The 20,856-nt window shown below is 64.7% G+C and carries 19 protein-coding genes; 4 read left to right on the top strand and 15 right to left on the bottom strand.

The window, feature by feature from the left end; translation table 11 throughout:
* Positions 1-39: 39 nt before the first annotated feature.
* From U4Y91_RS10895 to U4Y91_RS10835, 13 genes are all read right to left on the bottom strand, one after another.
* Positions 40-1,431 carry a sigma-54 dependent transcriptional regulator gene (locus U4Y91_RS10895; protein WP_321805064.1) on the bottom strand — a complete coding sequence of 464 codons (1,392 nt, stop codon included), beginning with the start codon at positions 1,429-1,431 and terminating at the stop codon, positions 40-42.
* Between the two features lie 17 nt (positions 1,432-1,448).
* Positions 1,449-3,314, bottom strand: coding sequence for a TadG family pilus assembly protein (locus tag U4Y91_RS10890; RefSeq protein ID WP_321805063.1), 1,866 nt, complete (start codon positions 3,312-3,314; stop codon positions 1,449-1,451).
* Between the two features lie 11 nt (positions 3,315-3,325).
* Complete coding sequence (locus U4Y91_RS10885) at positions 3,326-3,658, bottom strand: DUF3613 domain-containing protein (protein ID WP_321802198.1); 333 nt, start codon at positions 3,656-3,658, stop codon at positions 3,326-3,328.
* Positions 3,659-3,681: 23 nt separating this feature from the next.
* Positions 3,682-4,563 (bottom strand): pilus assembly protein, encoded by an 882-nt coding sequence (locus U4Y91_RS10880; RefSeq protein ID WP_321805062.1) that lies wholly within the window; start codon positions 4,561-4,563, stop codon positions 3,682-3,684.
* Positions 4,564-4,587: 24 nt separating this feature from the next.
* Positions 4,588-5,601: a type II secretion system F family protein gene (locus tag U4Y91_RS10875; RefSeq protein ID WP_321805092.1), complete on the bottom strand. Its 1,014-nt coding sequence runs from the start codon at positions 5,599-5,601 to the stop codon at positions 4,588-4,590.
* A gap of 4 nt (positions 5,602-5,605) precedes the next feature.
* Positions 5,606-6,589 (bottom strand): type II secretion system F family protein, encoded by a 984-nt coding sequence (locus tag U4Y91_RS10870; RefSeq protein ID WP_321805061.1) that lies wholly within the window; start codon positions 6,587-6,589, stop codon positions 5,606-5,608.
* On the bottom strand, positions 6,582-7,943 hold the full coding sequence (locus U4Y91_RS10865; protein ID WP_321805060.1) for a CpaF family protein: 1,362 nt from the start codon (positions 7,941-7,943) through the stop codon (positions 6,582-6,584). Before U4Y91_RS10865 ends, U4Y91_RS10870 begins: the two co-directional genes overlap by 8 nt.
* A gap of 3 nt (positions 7,944-7,946) precedes the next feature.
* Complete coding sequence (locus U4Y91_RS10860; RefSeq protein WP_321805059.1) at positions 7,947-9,227, bottom strand: fimbrial protein; 1,281 nt, start codon at positions 9,225-9,227, stop codon at positions 7,947-7,949.
* 45 nt (positions 9,228-9,272) lie between these two features.
* Positions 9,273-10,607, bottom strand: a complete 1,335-nt coding sequence (locus U4Y91_RS10855; RefSeq protein ID WP_415750456.1) for a type II and III secretion system protein family protein — start codon at positions 10,605-10,607, stop codon at positions 9,273-9,275.
* A gap of 63 nt (positions 10,608-10,670) precedes the next feature.
* The gene (gene cpaB / locus U4Y91_RS10850; RefSeq protein WP_321805057.1) at positions 10,671-11,579 is read right to left on the bottom strand and encodes a Flp pilus assembly protein CpaB; all 909 of its coding nucleotides are present in this window, start codon (positions 11,577-11,579) and stop codon (positions 10,671-10,673) included.
* A gap of 88 nt (positions 11,580-11,667) precedes the next feature.
* Positions 11,668-12,138, bottom strand: a complete 471-nt coding sequence (locus tag U4Y91_RS10845) for a TadE/TadG family type IV pilus assembly protein (protein WP_321805056.1) — start codon at positions 12,136-12,138, stop codon at positions 11,668-11,670.
* Positions 12,135-12,635, bottom strand: coding sequence for a prepilin peptidase (locus U4Y91_RS10840; RefSeq protein ID WP_321805055.1), 501 nt, complete (start codon positions 12,633-12,635; stop codon positions 12,135-12,137). Before U4Y91_RS10840 ends, U4Y91_RS10845 begins: the two co-directional genes overlap by 4 nt.
* Positions 12,636-12,715: 80 nt before the next feature.
* Complete coding sequence (locus tag U4Y91_RS10835; protein ID WP_321802188.1) at positions 12,716-12,880, bottom strand: Flp family type IVb pilin; 165 nt, start codon at positions 12,878-12,880, stop codon at positions 12,716-12,718.
* Between the two features lie 667 nt (positions 12,881-13,547).
* Between U4Y91_RS10835 and U4Y91_RS10830 the strand changes: the two genes are divergently transcribed.
* The 4 genes from U4Y91_RS10830 to U4Y91_RS10815 all read left to right on the top strand — a co-directional run bounded on the left by U4Y91_RS10830 (position 13,548) and on the right by U4Y91_RS10815 (position 19,075).
* On the top strand, positions 13,548-15,227 hold the full coding sequence (locus tag U4Y91_RS10830; RefSeq protein ID WP_321805054.1) for a collagen-like triple helix repeat-containing protein: 1,680 nt from the start codon (positions 13,548-13,550) through the stop codon (positions 15,225-15,227).
* Positions 15,228-15,267: 40 nt separating this feature from the next.
* Entirely contained in the window at positions 15,268-16,617 is a 1,350-nt protein-coding gene (locus U4Y91_RS10825; RefSeq protein WP_321805053.1) for a collagen-like triple helix repeat-containing protein, read from the top strand.
* 144 nt (positions 16,618-16,761) lie between these two features.
* A complete protein-coding gene (locus tag U4Y91_RS10820; RefSeq protein ID WP_321805052.1) occupies positions 16,762-18,447 on the top strand; it encodes a ShlB/FhaC/HecB family hemolysin secretion/activation protein in 1,686 nt (561 codons plus the stop codon).
* A gap of 166 nt (positions 18,448-18,613) precedes the next feature.
* Complete coding sequence (locus U4Y91_RS10815) at positions 18,614-19,075, top strand: DUF2147 domain-containing protein (protein ID WP_321805051.1); 462 nt, start codon at positions 18,614-18,616, stop codon at positions 19,073-19,075.
* Between the two features lie 103 nt (positions 19,076-19,178).
* Here U4Y91_RS10815 and U4Y91_RS10810 read toward each other — a convergent pair whose 3' ends face one another.
* Positions 19,179-19,589 (bottom strand): transposase, encoded by a 411-nt coding sequence (locus U4Y91_RS10810; protein ID WP_321805050.1) that lies wholly within the window; start codon positions 19,587-19,589, stop codon positions 19,179-19,181.
* A 144-nt stretch (positions 19,590-19,733) separates the two neighbouring features.
* On the bottom strand, positions 19,734-20,831 hold the full coding sequence (zapE, locus tag U4Y91_RS10805) for a cell division protein ZapE (RefSeq protein WP_257774136.1): 1,098 nt from the start codon (positions 20,829-20,831) through the stop codon (positions 19,734-19,736).
* Between the last annotated feature and the right edge of the window lie 25 nt (positions 20,832-20,856).

Here is a 20,856-nt window from a genome sequence, read left to right as displayed (position 1 = left end):
CCCGTGTCGTTGTAATTCAGCGCGATTTTATCGCATTAATTATTCGCTTTCGCGGGTCTCGGGCTCTTCGTCGAAGATCTGATATTTGCGCATCTTTTCCCACAGTACCTTCCGGCTGATGCCGAGCTGTTGCGCCGTATCCTGGCGTCGCCAGCCGTTTGCGTCGAGGGCCGCGATCACGCGGCTGCGCTCGTTCATGTCCCACTTGCTGCGGTCGACGAAGACCTCCGCCGCGCTCTCCACCGGCACCGGCTGCGCCGCATTGCGCGCATGCGCGACCAGCCGCTGCAGTCGCGCGGCATCCCAGCCGCCCGTTTGCCGCACCGTCACGCCAACGCGCTCCGCAAGGTTGCGCAGTTCGCGCACATTGCCGGGGAAATAGCTGTCCGCGACCGCATCCGCGAGCCAGTAAGGCAGGTCGGACAGTTGCGCGAGCCGTTCGTCGCCCACCACCTCCGCAACGAACGACTTGAACAGCGCGATCTTGTCGACCGCGCCCCGCTCTTCCAGCGACGGAATGCTCAGTTCGATCACCGCGAGCCGGTAATAAAGATCCGCGCGGAACAGGCCTTCCTTCACGAGCTGCGGCAGCTTCTTGTTGCTGGCCGCGACGAGACGGAAATCGACCTTGATCGGCGTCGTCGCGCCGACCCGCAGCACGGCGCCGTCCTCGAGCACGCGCAACAGCTTGACCTGCTGATACAACGGCAGATCGCCGACTTCGTCGAGGAACAGCGTGCCGCCCGCCGCCTGCTCGAAATAGCCTTTATGCGCAACCACCGCGCCGGTAAACGAGCCTTTTGCGTGCCCGAAGAACAGCGATTCGAACAGGCCGTCCGGAATCGCACCGCAGTTGACCGGCACGAATTCGCCGTCGCGGTAGCGCGAATGCTTTTCGTGGAGCAATTGTGCGATGCGTTCCTTGCCGACGCCGGTTTCGCCGTGCAGCAGCACGTTGGTGTCGCAGTCGGCGAACGTATCGACCTCGTGCAGCAGCGCCTGCATCGACTCCGAGTGCGCGACGAGTTCGGACGGCCGCAGCGTATCGGCCGCATGCGCGCGCAGCTGTGTGACGAGCTTGCCGATCATCCCGCGCAGCTCGGCGCACGTGAAGTCGAGCGGCAGGATGTGCGAATAGTCGGGCGGATACTGCGACGCGTCGTGGTCGCGCGCCGCGCCGACCCAGACGACCGGCATGCCGATGTTGGCCTGCCAGTCGCGCAGGAACGCCGCGCCGGTTTCGATCATCGTCACGCTGATGATCGCGAGCGATGGCCGCAATGCGGCGCGCTCCGGCGAGATTTCCGCATTGTCGGCGCGGATCACTTCGACGTCGAAGCTCGCCATGCAGCGGGCAACGCGGTCGACAATGTCCGCCTTGCCTTCCCAGACGTACAGGTCGAGTTCTGCGATTGCGGAGGGGGTTCTCATCGGGTGGTCTTGCTTCTCTAATTACTGACAGTTTGCGCAGCGCCGCAGGTCAGCGACATCTGATGCACCGTGGCGGCACCGAGCTGGACGCCAAGCAGATCCAGCAGCGGACCGATAATACCGTCCAGCGCGCTCAAAAGCGGGCTCAGAACCGTGGTCAAGACCGACAGCAGCGACGAAAGAAAATCCGGGGTGATCGTGACCGAGAACAGTCCGAACAGCACCTTAACGGTCGGCGTGATCGTGGCCGACTTCAGGCCAGCCAATGCGTTATTCACGGCAGAACCCAATGCATTCGTGTTGGTCGTCCAGTAGTACGATGGATCGCTTCCGCCCCGCCCGTAGAATGTATTGGTCGCGCTGTTTCCGGCCAGATTCACCGATACGTTCGAGACGGTCGCGGCAACCTCGACCGCACCGCCCAGGACCAGCACGTCGACTACCTGGGCCGGCGTCGAGCAGCTGTAGGTCGCCGGCAGGTTGAGCAGGTTACCGCTGAGCGGCGGCTGTCCGATACAGAGATTCGCGACGCTCGGCTGCGCGCTGATCGTGGCCGAATTCGGCATGGTCAGGCAATTGGTCGACAGCAGCGTCGCACTTCCGGCACCGAGCTGCACGTAAAGCGGAAGGTACACGTTCGCGGACACCACGACCGGCAGCGGGTTCACACCAAGATTGACGACGAGATAGAGGCCGATTTGCGCATTCGTCGCGACCGTGCGCCACGCGCCAGTCGCATCCTTTCCTCCCTCGCCGACCGCGATGGTCGGCGGACTGATGACCTGCGCCTGCAGCTGTACGATCGATACGGAATTGCCGTTCGGCAGTGTCAGCGGCACATTGGCACCGATCACGATGCCAGGCTTGCCGCTCTGTGCGATCTGCGCCGTCGCCATCACGAGATCGAGCACATTCACGGTTGCGTCGGCCGCCGCCTGCGTATTCGCGAGACCGAGCTTCAGCAGCGACGTGCCACTCTGCCCGGTCAGGCTCGCGACGTTGATGTTGGAATTGCTGAGCAGGCTCAGGCTGAGGATGTCGTTCAACGCGCCTGTGGCACTCGACTGCACGGTGGCGCCGAGCGTAGAGGTCTTCCCGACGGCCGCCACCATCGCCTTGAGCAGCGTGCCGACCGATGCCTGCGCATTGACCAGCCCGCCCATCGTTCCGTTGCCGACCGACAGCGACTGCAGTGCGACGGCGATATCACCCAGCTTGACGTTCGCGCACGCGAGCCCCTGGTAGGACGCGAGATTGAGCGTCAGCGGCGTACCGCTCTGTCCTTGCAGCAGCGCGCCCAGCAGCGCATTCACAAGGCCGGGATTGCCAGTTGGGACTCCCGAGCAGCCGACTCCGCCGACGGCGGCCAGCGTCGCGCCGATCGAAAACGTGTCGATATTGGTCGCCTTCGCGGTCGACGTGGCGGTGACGGTGCGCGTCGGTCCGAAGAAGAAATACGGCATCACCTTGGAAATCGTGACCCGGACCGCATTAAGCTGGGTAAGCTTGGGGATCGACGTCTTTGACGTATAGAACGTGCTCGACGTCCCGGTAGCCGTCGGTGCCCAGTAACCGCAATCGGCCGACAGCGTTGTGGCGCCGCCGACGGAAAAGCCGTTCTTCGATGCGTTGTTCGTCGCCACGCTCGTCACGTTTGCACACGTGTCGTCCAGCCGCTGGACCGCGGCGAGTGCCGCAAGATCGGCGACGCGCTGCATGTCACGACGTGCCAGAAACACGTTGCCGATGTCGACCGAACCGAGAATCACCATCGCCAGTAATATCCATACGGACGCCATGACGACGACGGCGCCGCGCTGGCGGCGCGGTGCGGCATGACCCCGTGCGGTCAGGCGATGGGACGAATGGCGAGCCGCGATCATTGTCGCCTCGCTCAATACGATTGCGCGGACTGCTGTCCACCAGATCCGCCGTTGCCGTTCGTGTTGACCGGTGACCCCATCGACTCCGGAATCTTGTGCTTGAACGAATCGAGGTAGCGTTGGTAGCTCAGGGACGCGGTATCGCCAAGCATCGGCAACGCCGGTCCGGCTGCCCGATTGTCTCGCTGCAGCGCAAGCAGCGCGTCGGTCGAGTGGCCGATTTCCGACGCGGGCGACATCGATTCCTCGCAATGTGCTGCCGTTGCAGCGCCCATCAACACAATCACTGCGATACCGCGGTGCAGCCGTGCCACGCGGCGATTGAAGCGTTTGTCGTTCGTCATGTCCCTTCCCCCCGAATGCTTTGTCATTGTGCAAACCGCTGCAACAGCGGCGCCGTGGGATCGAATCCCTGAATGTTTGCGACTGGCGACGGCCGACGTGCGACATCGGCGCCAGACACGTTGATCACGCTGCCCGAACCGACAGGCGTCACCGCCGCGACCGATGACGACGCCGCGCGGCGCCATGCACGCGCTGCCGTCGCGATTTTCGTCGCGTCGCCGCGGATGTCGTTGCGAATCTCGGCCGACAGCTTCTGCTGCGCCATGAGCCGCTGTGCATCGTGCGTACGGCCGGATGCGAGCAGGTAGAGCATCAGGTTGCTGATGATCTTCGGATTGCTCTGGTCGAGTTCGGCTGCCTTCATCAGCGGGATGCGCGCACCGTCGATATCGCCGCAGCGCAATTTCGCGTAGGCGAGATCCGACAGCGTCACGGCATCGGTCGGTGCCAGCACCGTCGCCTGCGACAATGCCTGCGCGGCGCGCGGGAAATCACCTGCCGCACCGGCGATCAGCCCCAGTCCGCGATACCCGCGTGCTGCCAGCGGCGTATTGAGCAGTTGCGTATACACGGCCGTGCTCGCGGCCGGCTGGTCGGTCATGCGCAACGCATCGGCACGCAGCAGGATGGTCTGTGGTGACGCACCGTATTGCTTCTCGTACGCGTCGATATGCGCCAGCGATGCGTAATACAGTCCTTGCGACTGCATCCGCTCGATCAGGCCCAGATACATGCCGGGCGTATCGGGCGCCGCCTGTTTCTGGGCCGCGGCGTCCATCAATGCCGCACGCTCCGCCTGCGGACCGACGCCGTACCCGCTTTCCTTGAACGCCGAACACGCGCAAAGCAGGCTCGCCATCGCCACCACGCCGGCCACTTTCGCGACTTCATCGATGCGTTTCATCTTCCGTCCTTCCCCTTCCCTGCGTCAGTGCTGCGCCCGGCTCAGCGCACGCAATACCGAAATCATCCCCGGCCCGGCCGTCACGATCAGCAGCGCGGGTAGAAGCGTCACGATCATCACGCCCGTCATCTTCACCGTCAGCCGGCCGATACGCTCGCGCAGCATTGCACGACGCGCCTCGCGCAAGCGTTCGCCGAACTGCTTGAGCGGCTCCTGGACTGCGCCGCCGTGCTTGTCGACCTGGATCAGCAATCGCACGATGGCGCGTAGATCCTCGTTTTCAAAGCCCGTCGACAACCGCTGCAACGACTGCTCGCGCGTGCGCCCCGCCGCGAACTGCCGCTGGGCGATCTCCATTTCCGACGAGAGCACCGGCATCATGCTCTTGAAGTCGTTCGTGACGACCTGGATACTCTGATCGAGCGACAGGCCGACCCCTTGAAGCAGACGCAGCATGTCGACCAGCAACGGCAGTTCGTCGATCACCGATTGTCGACGCTTCGCGGCACGGCGCCGCAGGTAGAGCTTCGGCACCATGAATCCGACGATGAACGAAATGCCCACGCCGAACCACCACTGCGTGCCACTCACATGCGGCCCAACCACGCCGATGTAGGCAAACGGAATGAGAATCGAGCAGGCGATCCGCGCACTCAGGAACAAGCCGCGCGTACGCGTATCGACAAAACCGCATTGCTCGAGCAGCAGCCGATCTTCTTCGGCAACGACAAGCCGACCGATACCGGTATCCAGCCAGCGCATCCCGAGCGTCGACAGGCGCGCCTGCACCTGCGCGAATCGCAACGGTCGACCGGCTGCCTGCCGCACATCCGAATCTTTCAGCAACGGCTCGTGCGTATCCTGCGCTGCCCGCCCGCTTGCGGCCGCCAGCGTGGCGAGCCGCCGCTCGAGCGCGTCGGTCAGTGTCCGGCCGCTGCGCGATTGCGCTTTCGCACTACGGATCGCGAGCAGCGCCAGCATCAGGATGCCCAGCGCGCCAAGCACCAGTGCGAGCGAACCAAGTTGATTGGCTGTCATGCCGTCACCTGAGTTTGGCCATGTGGTAAAGCCAGATCCCGCCCGCAACCTGCAGCATGAAGGCGAGGACCAGCAACTGGCGACCGGTGTAGTCGTTCCACATCGACTGGAGATAGAGCGGATTGGTCGCAATGACGAAGCTGCCGATCGCAATCGGCAGCATGACGAGCACCCATGCAGACAGCCGCGTTTCCGACGACATTGCCTCCAGTTCGCGCTCGGCCTGTTCGAGGTCGCGCATGAACGTCGACATCCGGTCGAGCATGATGTCCGCGCGACCGCCGTACCGTACCGACAGACGCAGCACCGACCCGACCAGTTCGAACTCCTTGGTGTGGTACACACTCGCGATATGCATCATCGCGCGATCGATCTCGACACCCGTACGCAGCATCCGGGACACGTGGTCCAGGCAACCGCGCAACGGCGCCTCGGTCGTCTGCAGCGCGGCCTGGAACGCAGCCGGCACGCTATTGCCCAGCGTCACGAGCCGCACGATCCCGTCCAGAAACGACGGCAGCTGACGAACGATCATCAGGCGCCGCCGATGAATGCGCGACACCAGCCAGAATGCGAGCACCGCCGCACCGCAGACGAGCGCAGCGATGCCGCCAAGCCATCCACCCCGGTCGCCTGCCGCGAGCGCGGCCACGGTCAGCGCCAGCACCGCAAGCAACGCCTTGCCGAGCGCCCCCTCAATTCCCGCGCGGCTTGCCACGTTGCCGAAATATTCGGTCGCGACCGCCCGCCAGCGGCCCCATTGCGAAGCCGGAACACCGGGTGATACGCGTGTCGCGGCAGGCGCTGCCGCTGCGGCAGACGCCGCCCGGGTATCCCGCAGCGGCACACCCCCCGCTCGCGCACCGGGTTCGATCCGGCTGTCGATGAAGCGCTGGACGTCGGCGCGATCGCGTTTCATCTCCCCGTGTCGCCACAGCATCAGCGCGGCGGCCGCCATCAGAAGCGCCATTGCGAGCACGCTATACATTGAAACCCCCGCCTCCGCGGCCGAACCCTCCGCCGAAACCGCCGCCACCATTCCCGCCGAAGCCGCCCTGCAGCGTCTGACGGAAGCGAGCAAGCTTCGGCGAATGCGGATGAATGCCGAGCGATTCCCAGTTGTCGACCTCTTCGCCATCGGGCGTCACGCGCGCCTCATAGCGATACAGTTCCTGCGTCGCGATGATGTTGTCCGACAGTCCGGTGACCTCGGTAATCGACAGGATCCGGCGCCGCCCGTTCGACAGACGGCCGATCTGCACGATGAAGTCGATCGCGTTCGCGATCTGCCGACGCAGGCTCGATTCCGTACCCTGGAACCCGGCAAAACCGGCCAGCATCTCGAGACGATAGAGACACTCGCGCGGCGAACTCGCGTGCACCGTCCCCATCGAGCCGTCGTGGCCCGTGTTCATCGCCTGCAGCATCTCGAGCACCTCGCCGCCGCGCACTTCGCCGACGATGATCCGGTCCGGGCGCATCCGCAACGTATTGCGCAGCAAATCGCGAATCGACACGACGCCGGTCCCGTCGAAACCACCGGGCCGGCTTTCGAGGCGTACGACATGCGGGTGATTCAGCGACAGTTCGGCCGTATCCTCGATCGTCACGACACGCTCCGGCTCGGGGATATGGAACGCGAGCGCATTAAGCAGCGAAGTCTTGCCTGAGCTCGTACCGCCCGACACGAGGATGTTGCAGCGTGCCTCGACCGCCGCCTCGAGCAGCGCCCCGATCTCCGCATTGAACGTGCCGTTGCCAAGCAGATCGGCCGGCTTGAGCGGATCCTTGCGGAATTTCCGGATCGACACGATCGGCCCGTCGATCGACAGCGGCTCGATCACCACATTGACACGCCCACCATCCGGCAGCCGCGCATCGACCATCGGATTCGATTCGTCGAGGCGGCGGCCGATCGGCGCAAGGATGCGTCGCACGATACGCAGCAGGTGCGCGTTGTCGGTAAAGCGAATCGGCAGCTTGACCAGAATCCCGTGGCGCGATACGTAGATGTCGTTGTAGCCGTTGATCAGGATGTCCTCGACATGCGGATCGGCGAGCAGATCCTCGATCGGCCCGAACCCGGCAAGCTCCTTGGTCAACGCCTCTGCAATCGTCCTGACCTCGTTCTCGTTGAGCGGAATGCGCCGCAAACGCACGAAGCTGTCGATTTCCAGATCGACAAACTGGTTGATCGCCTGGCGCGACCAACGACCGAATTCGGCCCCCAGTTCCTCGATGCGCGTCAGCAAGTGTTCGTGCGCGGCATTCTTGATGTCATGGAACTGCTGCGACTGGGAGAACGGCGCGGCGCCGTCGGCAAATTGAATGTCGTGTGCCATCGCTTACGAACGCTTGGACGAAGGTTGAATGAAACGCTTGAGCACGGACAGCCCCGAAGCGGCGGTCTTTCCGGCCGCCACCGTGCCTGTCAGTCGCTCCGCGAGCGGCTCGAGCGCACGCACATAGGGGTCGCGCTCGGCCATGTCGACGATGAGCCGCCCCTGGTTCGCCGCCTGCCCGATCGACACGCGCCGCGCAGGCAGGGTCGTCAGCAACGCGATGCCGAGCCGGTCCGCGATCTGGGCCGGCGTCAGGCTCAGCGCTGCGTCGTACTGATTGACGACGAGACGCACCTTGCCGAGGTCGACTCCCGCATCGCGTAGCCCTTCGAGCAGATCGACCGCGGAGACGATCGACGCGACGCCCTGGTCGCAGACGAGCCACGCCTCGTCGGCAACCGCCGCGATCTGCGCGACGAACTCGAGGTTGGTAAAACCGCCCAGATCGACGATCTGCTGATCGAAGAATGCGCGCAACCGGTTCAGCAGGCCGACACACGCGGCGTACGACACGTCACGCAAATCGGCGAGATTCGACGACAGCGTCGTCAGTGCGACGCCACTCGCGTGTCGTGCGAGAGCCGTGTTGACGAACGTCCGGTCGATGCGGCGCAGGTTGCGGACGGCCTCGACAAAGTGAAATTCGCAACGCGTATTGAGGAACAGCACGCTATCGCCCGCCGGCAGGCCGAGGTCGACGAGCGCGGTTTGACGGGCATGCGGCGTGGCGACACCGAACGCGGACGCGTCGCCTGCGACCTTGCCGGCCGCCCCGCGCTTGTGCAGCCATACGGCCAGGTTCGATGCGAGCGTACTCACGCCCATCCCGGGGCGCGCGCCGAGCAGCGCGACCAACTTGCCGTGGCGATTGGCAGATTCCGCGCCGGCATGATCGAGCAGCCCGCGCGTGATACGCAACGCGTCTTCCGCGCTGCCGGACACGTCGATGAAATCGCGCACGCCGGCCCGCAGCGCAGCAAGTGCGCTTTCCGGTTCAGCCAGCATACCGAGCGCAACGACCGGCAAGCTTGGATGCGCGAGACGCACCGCCGCCGCGGCAGCACTTGCCTCGGCTTGGGCGCGGGAAAAATCGATGAAGACGATCGCGGGGTTGAGCCCCGAGATGCGCTGGGCCAGTGCGCCGGGCTCCAGCGACACCGCCTCCACCGTACCGGCCGAGACGAGCGTGCCCCCCAGCCAGCGGAGATGCTCGTCATGGTGCGATGCGCATACAAAATAGTCAGTCACTGCGGGCTCAGCCAATGAATGGGTTCTCGCGTTCACGTTGAATATCCCCGAATCCATATCGCGCGACACCGCGCCGTGCAGTCATTTCGAAAATCCCGGCGCGGCATCGGGTGACGCAATGCCGCCAAGATACGAGCGCCAGACCGGCCCGTCACGCTGCTCGGACAACTCGCCCGGCGTCGCCGGCAGCGGCGCGCCCTTCGCGATCGGCGCCACTAGATGCGGCGTCACGATGATCACCAGTTCCTTGTCGTTCTGCTGGTAATTCAGCGACTTGAAGAAAGCACCGATGATCGGCAGATCGCCCAGGACCGGCACCTTGCTGATATTCGACATCGTTTCGCGGTCGATCAGGCCGCCGATCACGAAGCTTTCGCCATCGCCCAGTTCGACAGTCGTGTCCGCGCGCCGGGTCGTGATGGCCGGCACCGACACGCTGTTGATCGTTACGCCGTGCTGAAAGTCGAGCTGGCTCGACTCGGGTGCGACCTTCAGCGCAATCCGGTGCTGGCTCAGCACGGTCGGCGTCAGCGTCAGACCGACGCCGTACTGCTTCCAGTCGATCGCCGTCGAGCCCAGTGCCTGCGGCACCGGTACCGGAATTTCGCCGCCCGCGAGGAAACTCGCGCTCTGCCCCGACAACGCCACCAGCGTCGGTTGCGCAAGCACGCGGGCCAGGTTGTTCGCTTCGAGAATCGAAATATTGCCGAAGATGCCGCGGCCGGCGGAATTCACGACCAGGTTGAACGCCGACGCGATCGGAATGCCGGCCGTCGCCTGAAAACCCGACGTCGCGCCGCCCGTCACCGACTGAAGACCACCCGGCGAAAATGCCCCGAACGCGAACCCGTTGCTCTGCTTGAAGAAGTTCAGCCCTGCTTCCTTCAGCACTGAGCGACTGAATTCGACGACGCGCACGTCGACCTGCACGACGCTCCGGTTACCGACCGTCGATGCGTCGATCACTGCGCCGTCCTTGCCGCCTATCCGCTTGCCGACGGCCACGGCGCGTTCATGCGCATCGAGCGACGTCGCGGAGCCCGACAAGACCGCGGCTCCGCCGTATGCCTTGACCTTCGGCCCCGAGCCTTCAAGTACTGCCTGAGCAGCCGCATCGACGACATTGACGTTCCACACAGTCGGTTCGTCACGGCCCCGTTCCCACAACAGCACGTTCGTCGAACCCGGTGCCTTCGCAACCAGCAGCACCGATCCGGCATGGCTCCCCTTCATGACCAGCACGTCGACGATGGACGGATCGCCAACCGCGATCCGTTGCAGCGTGCGGCCGGCAGCAACCTGACGTTGCGAGCCGACCGCAAGGTCAATCGACCCGTTTGTGCCGGCAGCCTCCGTCAGGACGGCAAAGGTCATGGCCCAAATAGCAATCGCGTATGCAATCAGTTTGTTTGTCATTGTGTCGGAGGCCGTCGCGCGGCCCTCTCTTCCGTTGCTGCTGTCGATGATCGTACGTTGATGTCAATAGGCGACCGTTTCGGCACGCCCGCCACGAATGACTTCGATGCTGCTGCCGCCTCCCCGGGCCATGACAGCAGGCGCGCGCGAGGCAACCGGCGCACGGGGCATACCGCGTATACGTCCGCCCGACAGGTCATCCAGCCATACGCCGCTCGCGGCTTGCGCAGACGGCGTCGCGTCCCCGACTGCCGTACGAACCGCAACCGTCTGTGTCGCGATATCGGTGTCGCGCGGATTACGCAGCGCGAGCGTCAAACGGCCGCTTGCTTCGGCAAGCGTGAGCGCATCGACCTGTGCCGTCGGCACGGCGAGCACCGCGGTCCGGACCGCGCCGCTCGGCCCGCCGCCGCCGTCCCGATCCGAGGTCGCGTCGCCAAACGAAAGCACGCGGACCTTCGACAACAGCAGGCGTGCCTGCGTACCGGGAATCTCCGAGATCGCCTGCGCGCCGCCTGAGCCGTCGCGCCGCAGGTTCAGGAACACATCGACAAAGTTGCCGGGCCGCAACCGGTTGCCGACCGCGTTCGTCTCGTCGACCTTGACGGCGACCGCGCGCTCACCGGGCGCCACCTGGTCGGCCAATCCGGAGGTCAACCCGCCTTCGAGCACCGGTGCTGCAGCGAGAATGTCGTTCGCAGGCACGCGACCGACGAGGGGCGCCGGATCGCTGAATCCGCCCATCGGCATCAACGGAGCCTGCGCGAGCTTCAATGCATCGGCGGGAATCGGCTGGCCGGCCGGCAGCAGGCGGCCCGCCACGACGATCGGCACCGACTGCGCCGCTGCAGCCGGCGCGGCCACGACTGGCGAGTGGGCCGGCGCGCGACCAAGCGTCCAAGCATAGATCCCGAGCAGAACAGCGATTGCGATCAGCAGCCCGGCGATGATCTTCGTCAAGTTGTTGGCCATGGTGAATGTCGGTGCCGTAGATTGATGTAGTTATGTTCGAGCGCGGACACAGCCGTGTGTATGTGACCCGCTATGCGTACTGCCCGGCTCATAGGATGGTGGCCGGATTGATCTGGACCGTGGCCGTGCCCGTAAGCTGTGTCGGCGTGACGAGACCCAGAAACGGCAGGGACGGAACCAGTGGATGGGCCTGGTACGGATAGGTCACCGTGACCGTCACGCAATACATCGTCGGGTCGTAGCTGCATGTTCCCGATACCGGCGCCGGGATCTGGACGTTGGTCAGCCACGAAGTGAGACCGACAGCCGTCGCCTTTGCCGCACTCGCCCGGTCCGTCAGTGCCTTCGTACCCGACCCGTTGGCCTCGTAGACGTAGTTCAGTGCCGAACGCGCCCCTTCGGTCGCGGCAAGCGTCAGGCTCTGCTGAACCGCAAAGATCAGCCCGAACGTCACGATCGCGTACAGAATCAGGAAAAACAGCGGAAACACCAGCGCGAACTCGACGGCAGTCGCCCCTCGCTCCCGCAAGCGCGCCCCCGGTCGATATTGTCGTTTCATCGCCCGCTCCAGGTTACGACCAGATAGGCCAGCCAAATTGCCGCGGGAACAACGAGACACGCCGCGTACGGTGTCGAGCGACGCCCGCCGAGCGCCATTGCCGGCAGTCCGCGCACCCATAACGCCCCAAGCGGCGTATGCGTCAGCAACATCAGTCCAAGGACGTGCAATCCGGCGGCAAGGCTGGCAATAACCCACAGCCAAAGCAATATCGGCAAGCCGCACCACGCACCGAGAACCGCGAATACCTTGACGTCCGCCGCACCCATGACGCGCATCGCAAAAAGCGGGAAGAAACCGACCAAACCGACCAGCATGCCGATCAATGCCTGCTCGGTTGAAATACCAAACGGATTTGCGTTTATCAGTGAACTAACGAGTGCAGCAATGCCTCCGCAGATGACAAGCGAATTCCGAACGAGTCGAAATCGAATATCACCGGCAGCAACAAGGACGGCCCAGGCAAAAAAAAAGCTGGTGCTGATGAGATATGCCATATCGCGATCGACTGCGCATGCCCATGTAACAGCGAGCGAGCCGCAATCGCGGCTCGCTCGCCCCCAACGAACTGCAAGGGTCAGGGCAACGAACTGGCGATCGTGGAGAACAGAGCCGAGATCTTCGTGCCGATGGTCGTCACGCTGGCAATGATCAAGGCTGCAATCAGACCCGCAATCAGCCCGTACTCGATTGCGGTAACCCCGTCTTCTTCCTTGAGGAAGCGCTTGATGAGTGCTTTCATTTTTTAATTCCTCGTGCCTGTATGTACGTTTTTTGGCCTTTTATACGTTGTAGTTCCCGTATATCTGGCCCTTGCCCCGCGTCGTTCGCCACAACTAAGTAACGACAACCGGGTGCGCTTTCTTTATATGTCACCCCGAGGGGCATGTATCACAATTTGATGCAAGTTAACATTCGCGATAGTGACCCTCCCCGAACGTTGTGTACCGAGCTGTACATTTCCTTACACCTGCTCCGGATTCTATATCCGATCCTATTTAACTTCCAACCTCTTTCAAGGCCGGATCGAAAAAACTTTCCGTAAGCACAGCGTATTTGTACGGCGTTTCGGTACGACTTACACATAGGACTTACGATAGGTTAGATGTGCACACCTAATCCACCAGTAAAACAGCCGGACTGCCCGCCAGGCCTGCACGCCCGCCCACGTTACGCCGCACGCGTAACGCCAATGTTGTGACGTTACGTTACGAAGCGGCCGAAACCGTTCTCGCTCGACCGTTCTTAAACAGATTCAACAATCTTTCAGTTTGCCTAAATCCCTTTTCCGACAAGGAATTGCCCCGTTTAAAACCAATCGTCGAACCGTCGGCCATCGAAATGGCACGACAGTTGCAGAGTAATCCTCGCATCACTCAACACAACATCAGCTTCAATGCGAGGACGAAATGGACATTCAGGTTATCCCTCATGGCACGCTCCGGACGACTATGATCGCGGCCACCGTGGCAGCCATGCTTTCCCTCTCCGCGTGCGGCGGCTCCGGTTCCATCAGCAAGGGGCTCAGCGGCGGCTCCAGCTCGGGCGGTGGCGACTCGATCTCCACGTCGGGCGGCAGCACCTCGGGCGGCACGTCCGGTTCGACAAGCGGCAGCACGTCGGGCGGCACCAGCGGCTCGACCAGTGGCAGCACGAGCGGCTCGACGAGCGGCAGCACCAGCGGCACGACGAGCGGAACGTCCAGCGGTACGAGCGGCACCTCCGGTGTGTCGTCGAACGCAGTGGGTAAGGTCCTCGCAAGCGGCAGCAATCTCGTCACCGATCTCGGCGGCACCGTGTCAAACCTCGGCGGCGTCGTCGCGAGCCAGTCGTTGCCCGGCGTCAACCCGGCCACGACGCAGGCCGCGGGCGGCATCATCCAGAACGTCGGCGGCGCGGTCACTGCACTCGGCAATGGCCTCGGCAACGGCCTCGGCCAGCTCGGCGCAACGAAAGACCCGGTCGGCGTCACGGTCGCCAGCACCGGCGGCGTGGTGAACCAGCTCGGCGGCGCAGTCACGCAGACCGGCAACCTGGTGACGAGCCTCGGCAGCGGCCCGCTGTCGCCACTCGCCCCCGTCACCGGCGCCGTCGGCGGCCTCGTGACGCAGGTCGGCAACGCGGTTTCGAACGGCGGCACCACGCTGTCCAACGTGCTGTCGACCGGCCCGATCCAGCAGGTCACGCAGACGGTCAGCTCGGCGATCACGCCGATCACGACGATGGTCGGTCAGACGACGCAGACGATCGGGACGGCCACCGGCCTCGGCGCCCCGGTCAACACTCTGCTCGGCACGATCGGCAACGGCCTGAACCAGGGCGGCGCGCTGATTGCGTCGACGGGCGGCAACCCCGTCACGACCGGCCTCGGCGGCACCGTCTCGTCGACCGGCAATACCGTAAAGGCCGTCGGCGGCCTGCTCACGGGCGGCACCGGCGGCGCGACCAACCCGCTCGCGCCGCTCACGGGCCTCCTCACGACCGTCACCGGCACGCTCGGCGGCGCAACGGGCGGCACGAGCGGTGGCCCGCTCGCTCCGGTCACCGGTCTCGTCTCCACCGTCACCGGCGCACTCGGTGGCGCAGCCGGCGGCACGAGCGGCGGTCCGCTCGCTCCGGTCACCGGCCTCGTCTCCACCGTCACCGGTGCACTCGGCGGCGCAACGGGTGGCACGAGCGGCGGTCCGCTCGCTCCGGTCACCGGTCTCGTCTCCACCGTCACCGGTGCACTCGGCGGCGCAACGGGTAGCACGAGCGGCGGCCCGCTCGCTCCGGTCACCGGTCTCGTCTCCACCGTCACCGGTGCACTCGGCGGCGCAACGGGTGGCACGAGCGGTGGCCCGCTCACCCCGGTCACGGGCCTGGTCTCCACGGTTACCGGCGCGCTCGGCAGCGCAACGGGCGGCGCAGGCGGCAGCAACCCGCTCGCTCCCGTGACGGGCGCGGTGTCCGCGGTCACCAGCACGGCCGGCGTACCGGCGCTGAGCGGCACCACGGGCGCCGTCACGAATTCGGGCTCGGGCTCGAACCCGCTCGCGCCTGTCACGTCGCTGCTCGGCGGCCTGCTCGGCGGCACGCACGGCAAGTAATCCGACATCCATTCATCGACAAGACAGCGAGGAGTCCATCATGTCCCAGCAACGTTCCATCACGACGGTCACCCTGCGCCAGTGGCGCGTGCCCCTCACCGCCTTCGCCACGGCGTGCCTGCTGGCTGCCTGCGGCGGCAACGGCGTCAGCACGCCGCCGACCAGCAGCAACACCGGCAGCACCAGCGGCGCCAGCGGTACCAGTGGCACGAGCGGCACCAGCGGCTCGTCCACCGGCACCAAGGGCACGGTCAGCACGATCGGCCAGACCGCGACCGACCTCGGCAGCACGATCGGCAACGTCAGCGTGCCTGGCCTCGGCGACGGCGTGACGAAGGGTGTCGGCAGCACCGTCTCGAGCACCGGCACGATCATCAACGCGGCTGCCGATGCGTTGAGCAACGGGCTGGGACAGACGGGCTCGATCAAGGATCCCGTCGGCACGACGGTCGCCGGCCTCGGGAATGTCGTCGGCGCGACGAGCAACACCGTGTCCGGGCTGAGTTCGACGGTCAAGGCGCTCGGCACGGGTCAGCTCGCGCCGCTCGCTCCTGTCACGACGCCGGTCGGAACCGTGCTCGACACCGTTGCCAACGGCCTCTCGGCAGCCGGCACGACGATCGGTTCGACACTGTCGTCGGGTGCCGTGCAGCAGGTTACGCAACCGCTCAGCTCGGCGATCACGCCGCTGGTGATCACCGCAGGCCAGGTCACGCAACAGGTCGGCACGACCACCGGCCTCGGGCAACCCGTGTCGGGCCTGCTCGGTCAGGTCGGCGGTGCAATCAGCTCGGCGGGCACGAAGGTCGCAAGCACTTCTAACCAGCCGCTCGTCGGCGACGTCGGCCAGCTCGTCACTGCGGTCGGCAACACCGTGACCAACGCGGGCGGCCTCGTGAACCCGAACGGTCCGAACGGCGCGGCACCGATCCCCGGTCTGCTCACCGGCCTCGTCGGCGGTTCGACGGCTACGGTCCAGAACGGCACGTCGTCGGGTTCCGGCTCGACGAACCCACTCGGCGGCCTGCTGTCGGGCCTCGGCTCGACGCCGCTCGGTCCGCTCACGGGTGCGGTCGGCGGCGCAACGGGCAGCTCGGGCAGCAATCCGCTCGCGCCCGTCACGGGCCTCGTGTCGACGGTCACGGGCACGCTGGGCGGCGCAACGGGTGGTGCAGGCGGGGCAAACCCTCTCGCGCCCGTCACCGGTTTGCTGAATACTGTCACCGGAGCAGTCGGCGGTGCAGCAGGAACCGGGGGTTCGTCGAGCCCGCTCGCACCGGTCACGTCGCTGGTCGGCAGCGTGACGGGCGCAGCATCGTCGGGCAGCTCGGCGGGTCTGCTGGCACCGGTCACGGGACTGCTGGGCACGCTGGGTAGCGTCGGCAAGTAAGGAGGACGATCGCGCCTTTGCAGCCGGAGCAGGAGGCGCGGCCGTACCAATACAACCGGCGATGCGGCACGCGGCGCGCGACACCCTGGTGTCGCGCGCCCGCATTAGAAAGAAGATGAAAAGCAAGGCCTACGAGGAAGAACAATGAAATCCAGACTCGACAGATGGATGATGCTGCTCGCCATCGCGGCAGCAGGCACGGCACATGCACAAACACGCGCGGCAGGTAACCCGCTCGATTCCCTCCCCCAGATCAACGCACCGCAGAAAGGCCCGAGCGTCACCGTGCAGGTCGCGCCGCAGGCACCGCAACTGCAGGAACTGCTGTCACGGCACCTGACGCCGACGACGTTCCAGGTCGAAGGCGTGAAGTCGGTGCCGTTCGACGAAATCTCGCGTCGCTTCACACCCCTCGTCGGCAAGGACATCACGATCGGCGAACTGATCGAAACCGCCAACGGCGTGACCAAGCTGTACCAGGATCGCGGCTACGCGCTGTCGTTCGCGTTCATTCCCGCGCAGACGTTCGAGAACGGCGTCGTGCGCGTCACGGTCGTCGAAGGCTATGTGTCGGACGTCAAGGTGACCGGCAAGCCCGGCGCGATGGAATCGAAGATCCGCGCGATCGCCGCGCACATCACGGCCGATCGCCCGCTGCGCCGCGCGACGTTCGAACGCTACGTGAACACGTTCGGCCTCCTGCCCGGCGTGTCGGTGAAGGCCAATGTGCCGCCGCCGCAGACGACCGACGGCGCAACGACGCTCGAACTGGCCGTCGACCGCAAGGCATTCAACATCAGCACCGGCATCGATTTCAATCACCCGGGCGTCCAGGGTCTCATCACCGCAACGGAGAACGGCCTCACGTCGTTCGGCGAGCAATTGAGCATTTCCGCGCTGGTGCCGCCCGGACGCGACAAGCAGACCTACGTCGCATTCAGCGGCGCCGTGCCGGTCGGCAGCAGCGGCCTGGTCACGCGCCTCGACGCCAGCACGTATCGCGGCAAGCCGACCGACAACCCGGGCCTGCCGTCGACCGTCGAGCGCACCGTCAAGAACGAGAAGCTCGGTCTTTCGGCATCCTATCCGTTGCTGCTGAACAACCAGCGCAGCCTGCTCGGCACCGTGTCGGGCTATGCGTCGCACAACGAAGACCGCTACCAGAACAAGATCACCGGCAACAGCATCGATACACGCTCGCAGGTCCGCGTGCTGCAGATGCAGCTCGACTACACGAGCGTATCGGCCAAGCAGGTACAGAAGCTGAGCGTGAACGTCGCGAAGGGCTTCAACATTCTCGGCGCGTCGAAATCGCAGGACATCACGATCGGCTCGAACACGACGTCAGTGGACAGCCCGATCTCGCTGACGTTCGTGCGCACCGGCGCGACCTTCACGCAGACCAACGAATGGCCGTTCAAGATCGGCACGTCGGTCTCGCTGACCGGCCAGTACAGCCCCGACTCGCTGCCGACGTCGGAGCAGATCTCGTTCGGTTCGACACGCTATGCGCTCGGCTACCAGCCCGGCGAAACGTCGGGCGACTCGGGCTGGGGGATGTCGCTGGAGGTCAACCGCGGATTCACGCCGGGCTGGACGTACATGAAATCGATCACGCCGTACATCGCGTACGACATGGCGCGCGTGTACCTGCATACCGGCACGCCGTCGCCGAGCCGCCTGTCGTCGGTCGGTATCGGCGTGCGGTTTACCGACAGCCGCTACTACAGTCTCGACCTGAATATCGCGAAGCCGGTCGGCGATGCACCGGTTGAAAGCGCGTCGCGCAGCCCGCGCGTGAATGCCGCGTTCTCGTATCAGCTCAACTGATCGGTCACCAGACAGCCTGCGTCTCGCGGGCCGTTTGGATTAGAACCCCCTCTATCAAACGCAGCGTGCGGTTTCACGTATTCTGGCAAAGCTCGCAACATGCCACCGTCCCATGCAGACGGTCGTGCGGGCGCATCGAACACGACATGAAACAAGGAGGAAGACGATGATTCAACTGACCCGTCCGTTGCGTGCACTGGCCGTCGCAAGTGCCCTGCTCGCTTGCGCCGCCCCCACCTTCGCCCAAGCCGACAGCCCCGTCGGCATGTGGCAGACGATCGACGACAGCACGCATCAGCCGAAGGCGCTCGTGCAGATCGCCGACGACGGCGAAGGCTCGCTGTCGGGCAAGGTCGTCAAGGGCCTCGGCGCCAGCGACACGCCCGATCGCCGCTGCACCGCATGCACGGACGAGCGCAAGGATCAGCTCATCAAGGGCATGACGATCGTCAAGGCGATGAAGAAGGACGGCGATCACTGGGACGGCGGCAACATTCTCGACCCGGAGAACGGCAAGGTCTACAAGTGCAAGATGTCGCTCGAAGACGGCGGCCAGAAGCTCGTCGTGCGCGGCTACATCGGCGTATCGCTGCTCGGCCGGTCGCAGACCTGGGTTCGCGCACAATGACGCGACGCGCGTCGACACGCGCAATGCGATAAAAAAATCGGCCTGCGACGACGTCGTCAGGCCGATTTTGTTTTGACGTCGACGTGCATGAAACCGATCGACATCACGCTGCGCGCTTCAGCGCATCCGCCGCGTATCGGCGCGGTGCGCGATAGACCGGCGCCACGGCACTGCGCACCGCGGCCGCCTTCGATTGCGCGTGCTTGCGCATCCGCGTGGCCAGCTGGTCGCACAGATTCGCGCCCGCGTCGCCATACAACGTGTGCATCACCTGCCGCAGCGTACCGGTCTCGTGCCAGACCTTGAAACGGCGGTGGCAGGTTTGGTACGAAGGGAAACGACGCGGCATCGCGGACCAGGTTGCGCCGCTATAGATGATCCACAGCACGCCGTTCAGGACGGCACGTGTGTTGGCCAATGGTCGGCCGCGCAACTCGGTGCGCGGCTGCATTTCGGGCAAAAACGGCGCGACGCAGCGCCATTCGTGGTCGGTCAGATCGCGATACGGTGTCATGGATATCTCCAGCCTTGGGAACCATGACACAACGATATCGGCTGACCTCAACCGTGAACATAAGACGAGTCCGAAAATACCCGGAGATTGCGGGAATTTGACCGGAATTGACCTTTGAAGCCCGCCGCTCGTCGGCAACCGCGATCAGGTCAGCGAAGTATCGACGATACGACGTGGCGTTTCGAGGTATTCCTTCGACTGCATCTCGACGATCCGCGACACCGTGCGCGTGAACTCGTTCGCCATCGGCCCTTCGACGTACAGCTGCTCCGCCGGCACCGCCGCGGACATCAGCAGCTTGACCTTGTGGTCGTACAGCACGTCGATGAGCCAGGTGAAGCGCCGCGCCTCGGACGCCATCCGCGGCGACATCTGCGGCACTTCCGACAGCACGATCGCGTGGAAGCGGCTGGCAAGCTCGAGATAGTCGTTCTGTGAGCGCGGGCCGCCGCACAGCGTCGCGAAGTCGAACCAGACGACCCCGTCGGCCTTGCGCAGCGCCTTCAACTCGCGCTTCTCGATATGCAGGATCGGGCTTTCGTCCGGCACCGCGGCGAGCTTCGCGAACGCATGACGCAGTTCGCGATCGGCGTCCGCGCCGAGCGGCGTGTGATACATCTGCACCTGCGCCAGCGTGCGCTGGCGATAGTCGACGCCCGCGTCGACGTTCAGCACGTCGAGCTTTTGCTTGATCAGCGCGATCGCCGGCAGCATGCGGTCGCGATGCAGGCCATCGGGATACAGATCGTCGGGATCGTAGTTGGACGTCATCACGAACTGCACGCCGTTGTTGAAGAGGCGATCGAGCAGCCGGTACAGGATCATCGCGTCCGCGATGTCCGACACGTGGAATTCGTCGAAACAGATCAGCCGGTAGCGCTTCGCGATGCGCCGCGCGAGCTCGTCGAGCGGATCGGCCTGCCCTTTCAACTCCTCGAGTTCGCGGTGCACTTCACGCATGAATTCGTGGAAATGCAGGCGCGTCTTGCGCTGCACGGGCACCACCGCGTAGAAGCTGTCCATCAGGAAGCTCTTGCCGCGGCCGACGCCGCCCCACATGTAGACGCCGCGCGGCAGGTCCGGATGATTGATGAGCTTCTTGAATGCGTTCGAGCGGCGCGCCTTGTACTCGACCCACTCGTCGAAACATTGCTGCAGGCGGTCGACGGCCGCGCGCTGGGCGGGATCGGACTGATAGCCGCGCGTGGTCAGTTCGCGCGTGTAGTATTCGGTGACGTTCATCGGGCAAACCGGAAAGAACGAAGGC

The organism is Burkholderia sp. BCC1993 (assembly GCF_905339865.1).
Classification (GTDB): Bacteria; Pseudomonadota; Gammaproteobacteria; order Burkholderiales; family Burkholderiaceae; genus Burkholderia.
The sequence above is the reverse complement of the archived record's forward strand: the minus strand, read 5'-3'. Positions and strand labels throughout refer to the sequence as shown.

Excerpts from the sequence above, each read along its gene's own strand:
- U4Y91_RS10895 (WP_321805064.1), bottom strand. The coding sequence starts at position 1,431 with ATGAGAACCCCCTCCGCAATCGCAGAACTCGACCTGTACGTCTGGGAA.
- U4Y91_RS10890 (WP_321805063.1), bottom strand. The coding sequence starts at position 3,314 with ATGATCGCGGCTCGCCATTCGTCCCATCGCCTGACCGCACGGGGTCAT.
- U4Y91_RS10885 (WP_321802198.1), bottom strand. The coding sequence starts at position 3,658 with ATGACGAACGACAAACGCTTCAATCGCCGCGTGGCACGGCTGCACCGC.
- U4Y91_RS10880 (WP_321805062.1), bottom strand. The coding sequence starts at position 4,563 with ATGAAACGCATCGATGAAGTCGCGAAAGTGGCCGGCGTGGTGGCGATG.
- U4Y91_RS10875 (WP_321805092.1), bottom strand. The coding sequence starts at position 5,601 with ATGACAGCCAATCAACTTGGTTCGCTCGCACTGGTGCTTGGCGCGCTG.
- U4Y91_RS10870 (WP_321805061.1), bottom strand. The coding sequence starts at position 6,589 with ATGTATAGCGTGCTCGCAATGGCGCTTCTGATGGCGGCCGCCGCGCTG.
- U4Y91_RS10865 (WP_321805060.1), bottom strand. The coding sequence starts at position 7,943 with ATGGCACACGACATTCAATTTGCCGACGGCGCCGCGCCGTTCTCCCAG.
- U4Y91_RS10855 (WP_415750456.1), bottom strand. The coding sequence starts at position 10,607 with ATGACAAACAAACTGATTGCATACGCGATTGCTATTTGGGCCATGACC.
- cpaB (WP_321805057.1), bottom strand. The coding sequence starts at position 11,579 with ATGGCCAACAACTTGACGAAGATCATCGCCGGGCTGCTGATCGCAATC.
- U4Y91_RS10845 (WP_321805056.1), bottom strand. The coding sequence starts at position 12,138 with ATGAAACGACAATATCGACCGGGGGCGCGCTTGCGGGAGCGAGGGGCG.
- U4Y91_RS10840 (WP_321805055.1), bottom strand. The coding sequence starts at position 12,635 with ATGGCATATCTCATCAGCACCAGCTTTTTTTTTGCCTGGGCCGTCCTT.
- U4Y91_RS10835 (WP_321802188.1), bottom strand. The coding sequence starts at position 12,880 with ATGAAAGCACTCATCAAGCGCTTCCTCAAGGAAGAAGACGGGGTTACC.
- U4Y91_RS10830 (WP_321805054.1), top strand. The coding sequence starts at position 13,548 with ATGGACATTCAGGTTATCCCTCATGGCACGCTCCGGACGACTATGATC.
- U4Y91_RS10825 (WP_321805053.1), top strand. The coding sequence starts at position 15,268 with ATGTCCCAGCAACGTTCCATCACGACGGTCACCCTGCGCCAGTGGCGC.
- U4Y91_RS10820 (WP_321805052.1), top strand. The coding sequence starts at position 16,762 with ATGAAATCCAGACTCGACAGATGGATGATGCTGCTCGCCATCGCGGCA.
- U4Y91_RS10815 (WP_321805051.1), top strand. The coding sequence starts at position 18,614 with ATGATTCAACTGACCCGTCCGTTGCGTGCACTGGCCGTCGCAAGTGCC.
- U4Y91_RS10810 (WP_321805050.1), bottom strand. The coding sequence starts at position 19,589 with ATGACACCGTATCGCGATCTGACCGACCACGAATGGCGCTGCGTCGCG.
- zapE (WP_257774136.1), bottom strand. The coding sequence starts at position 20,831 with ATGAACGTCACCGAATACTACACGCGCGAACTGACCACGCGCGGCTAT.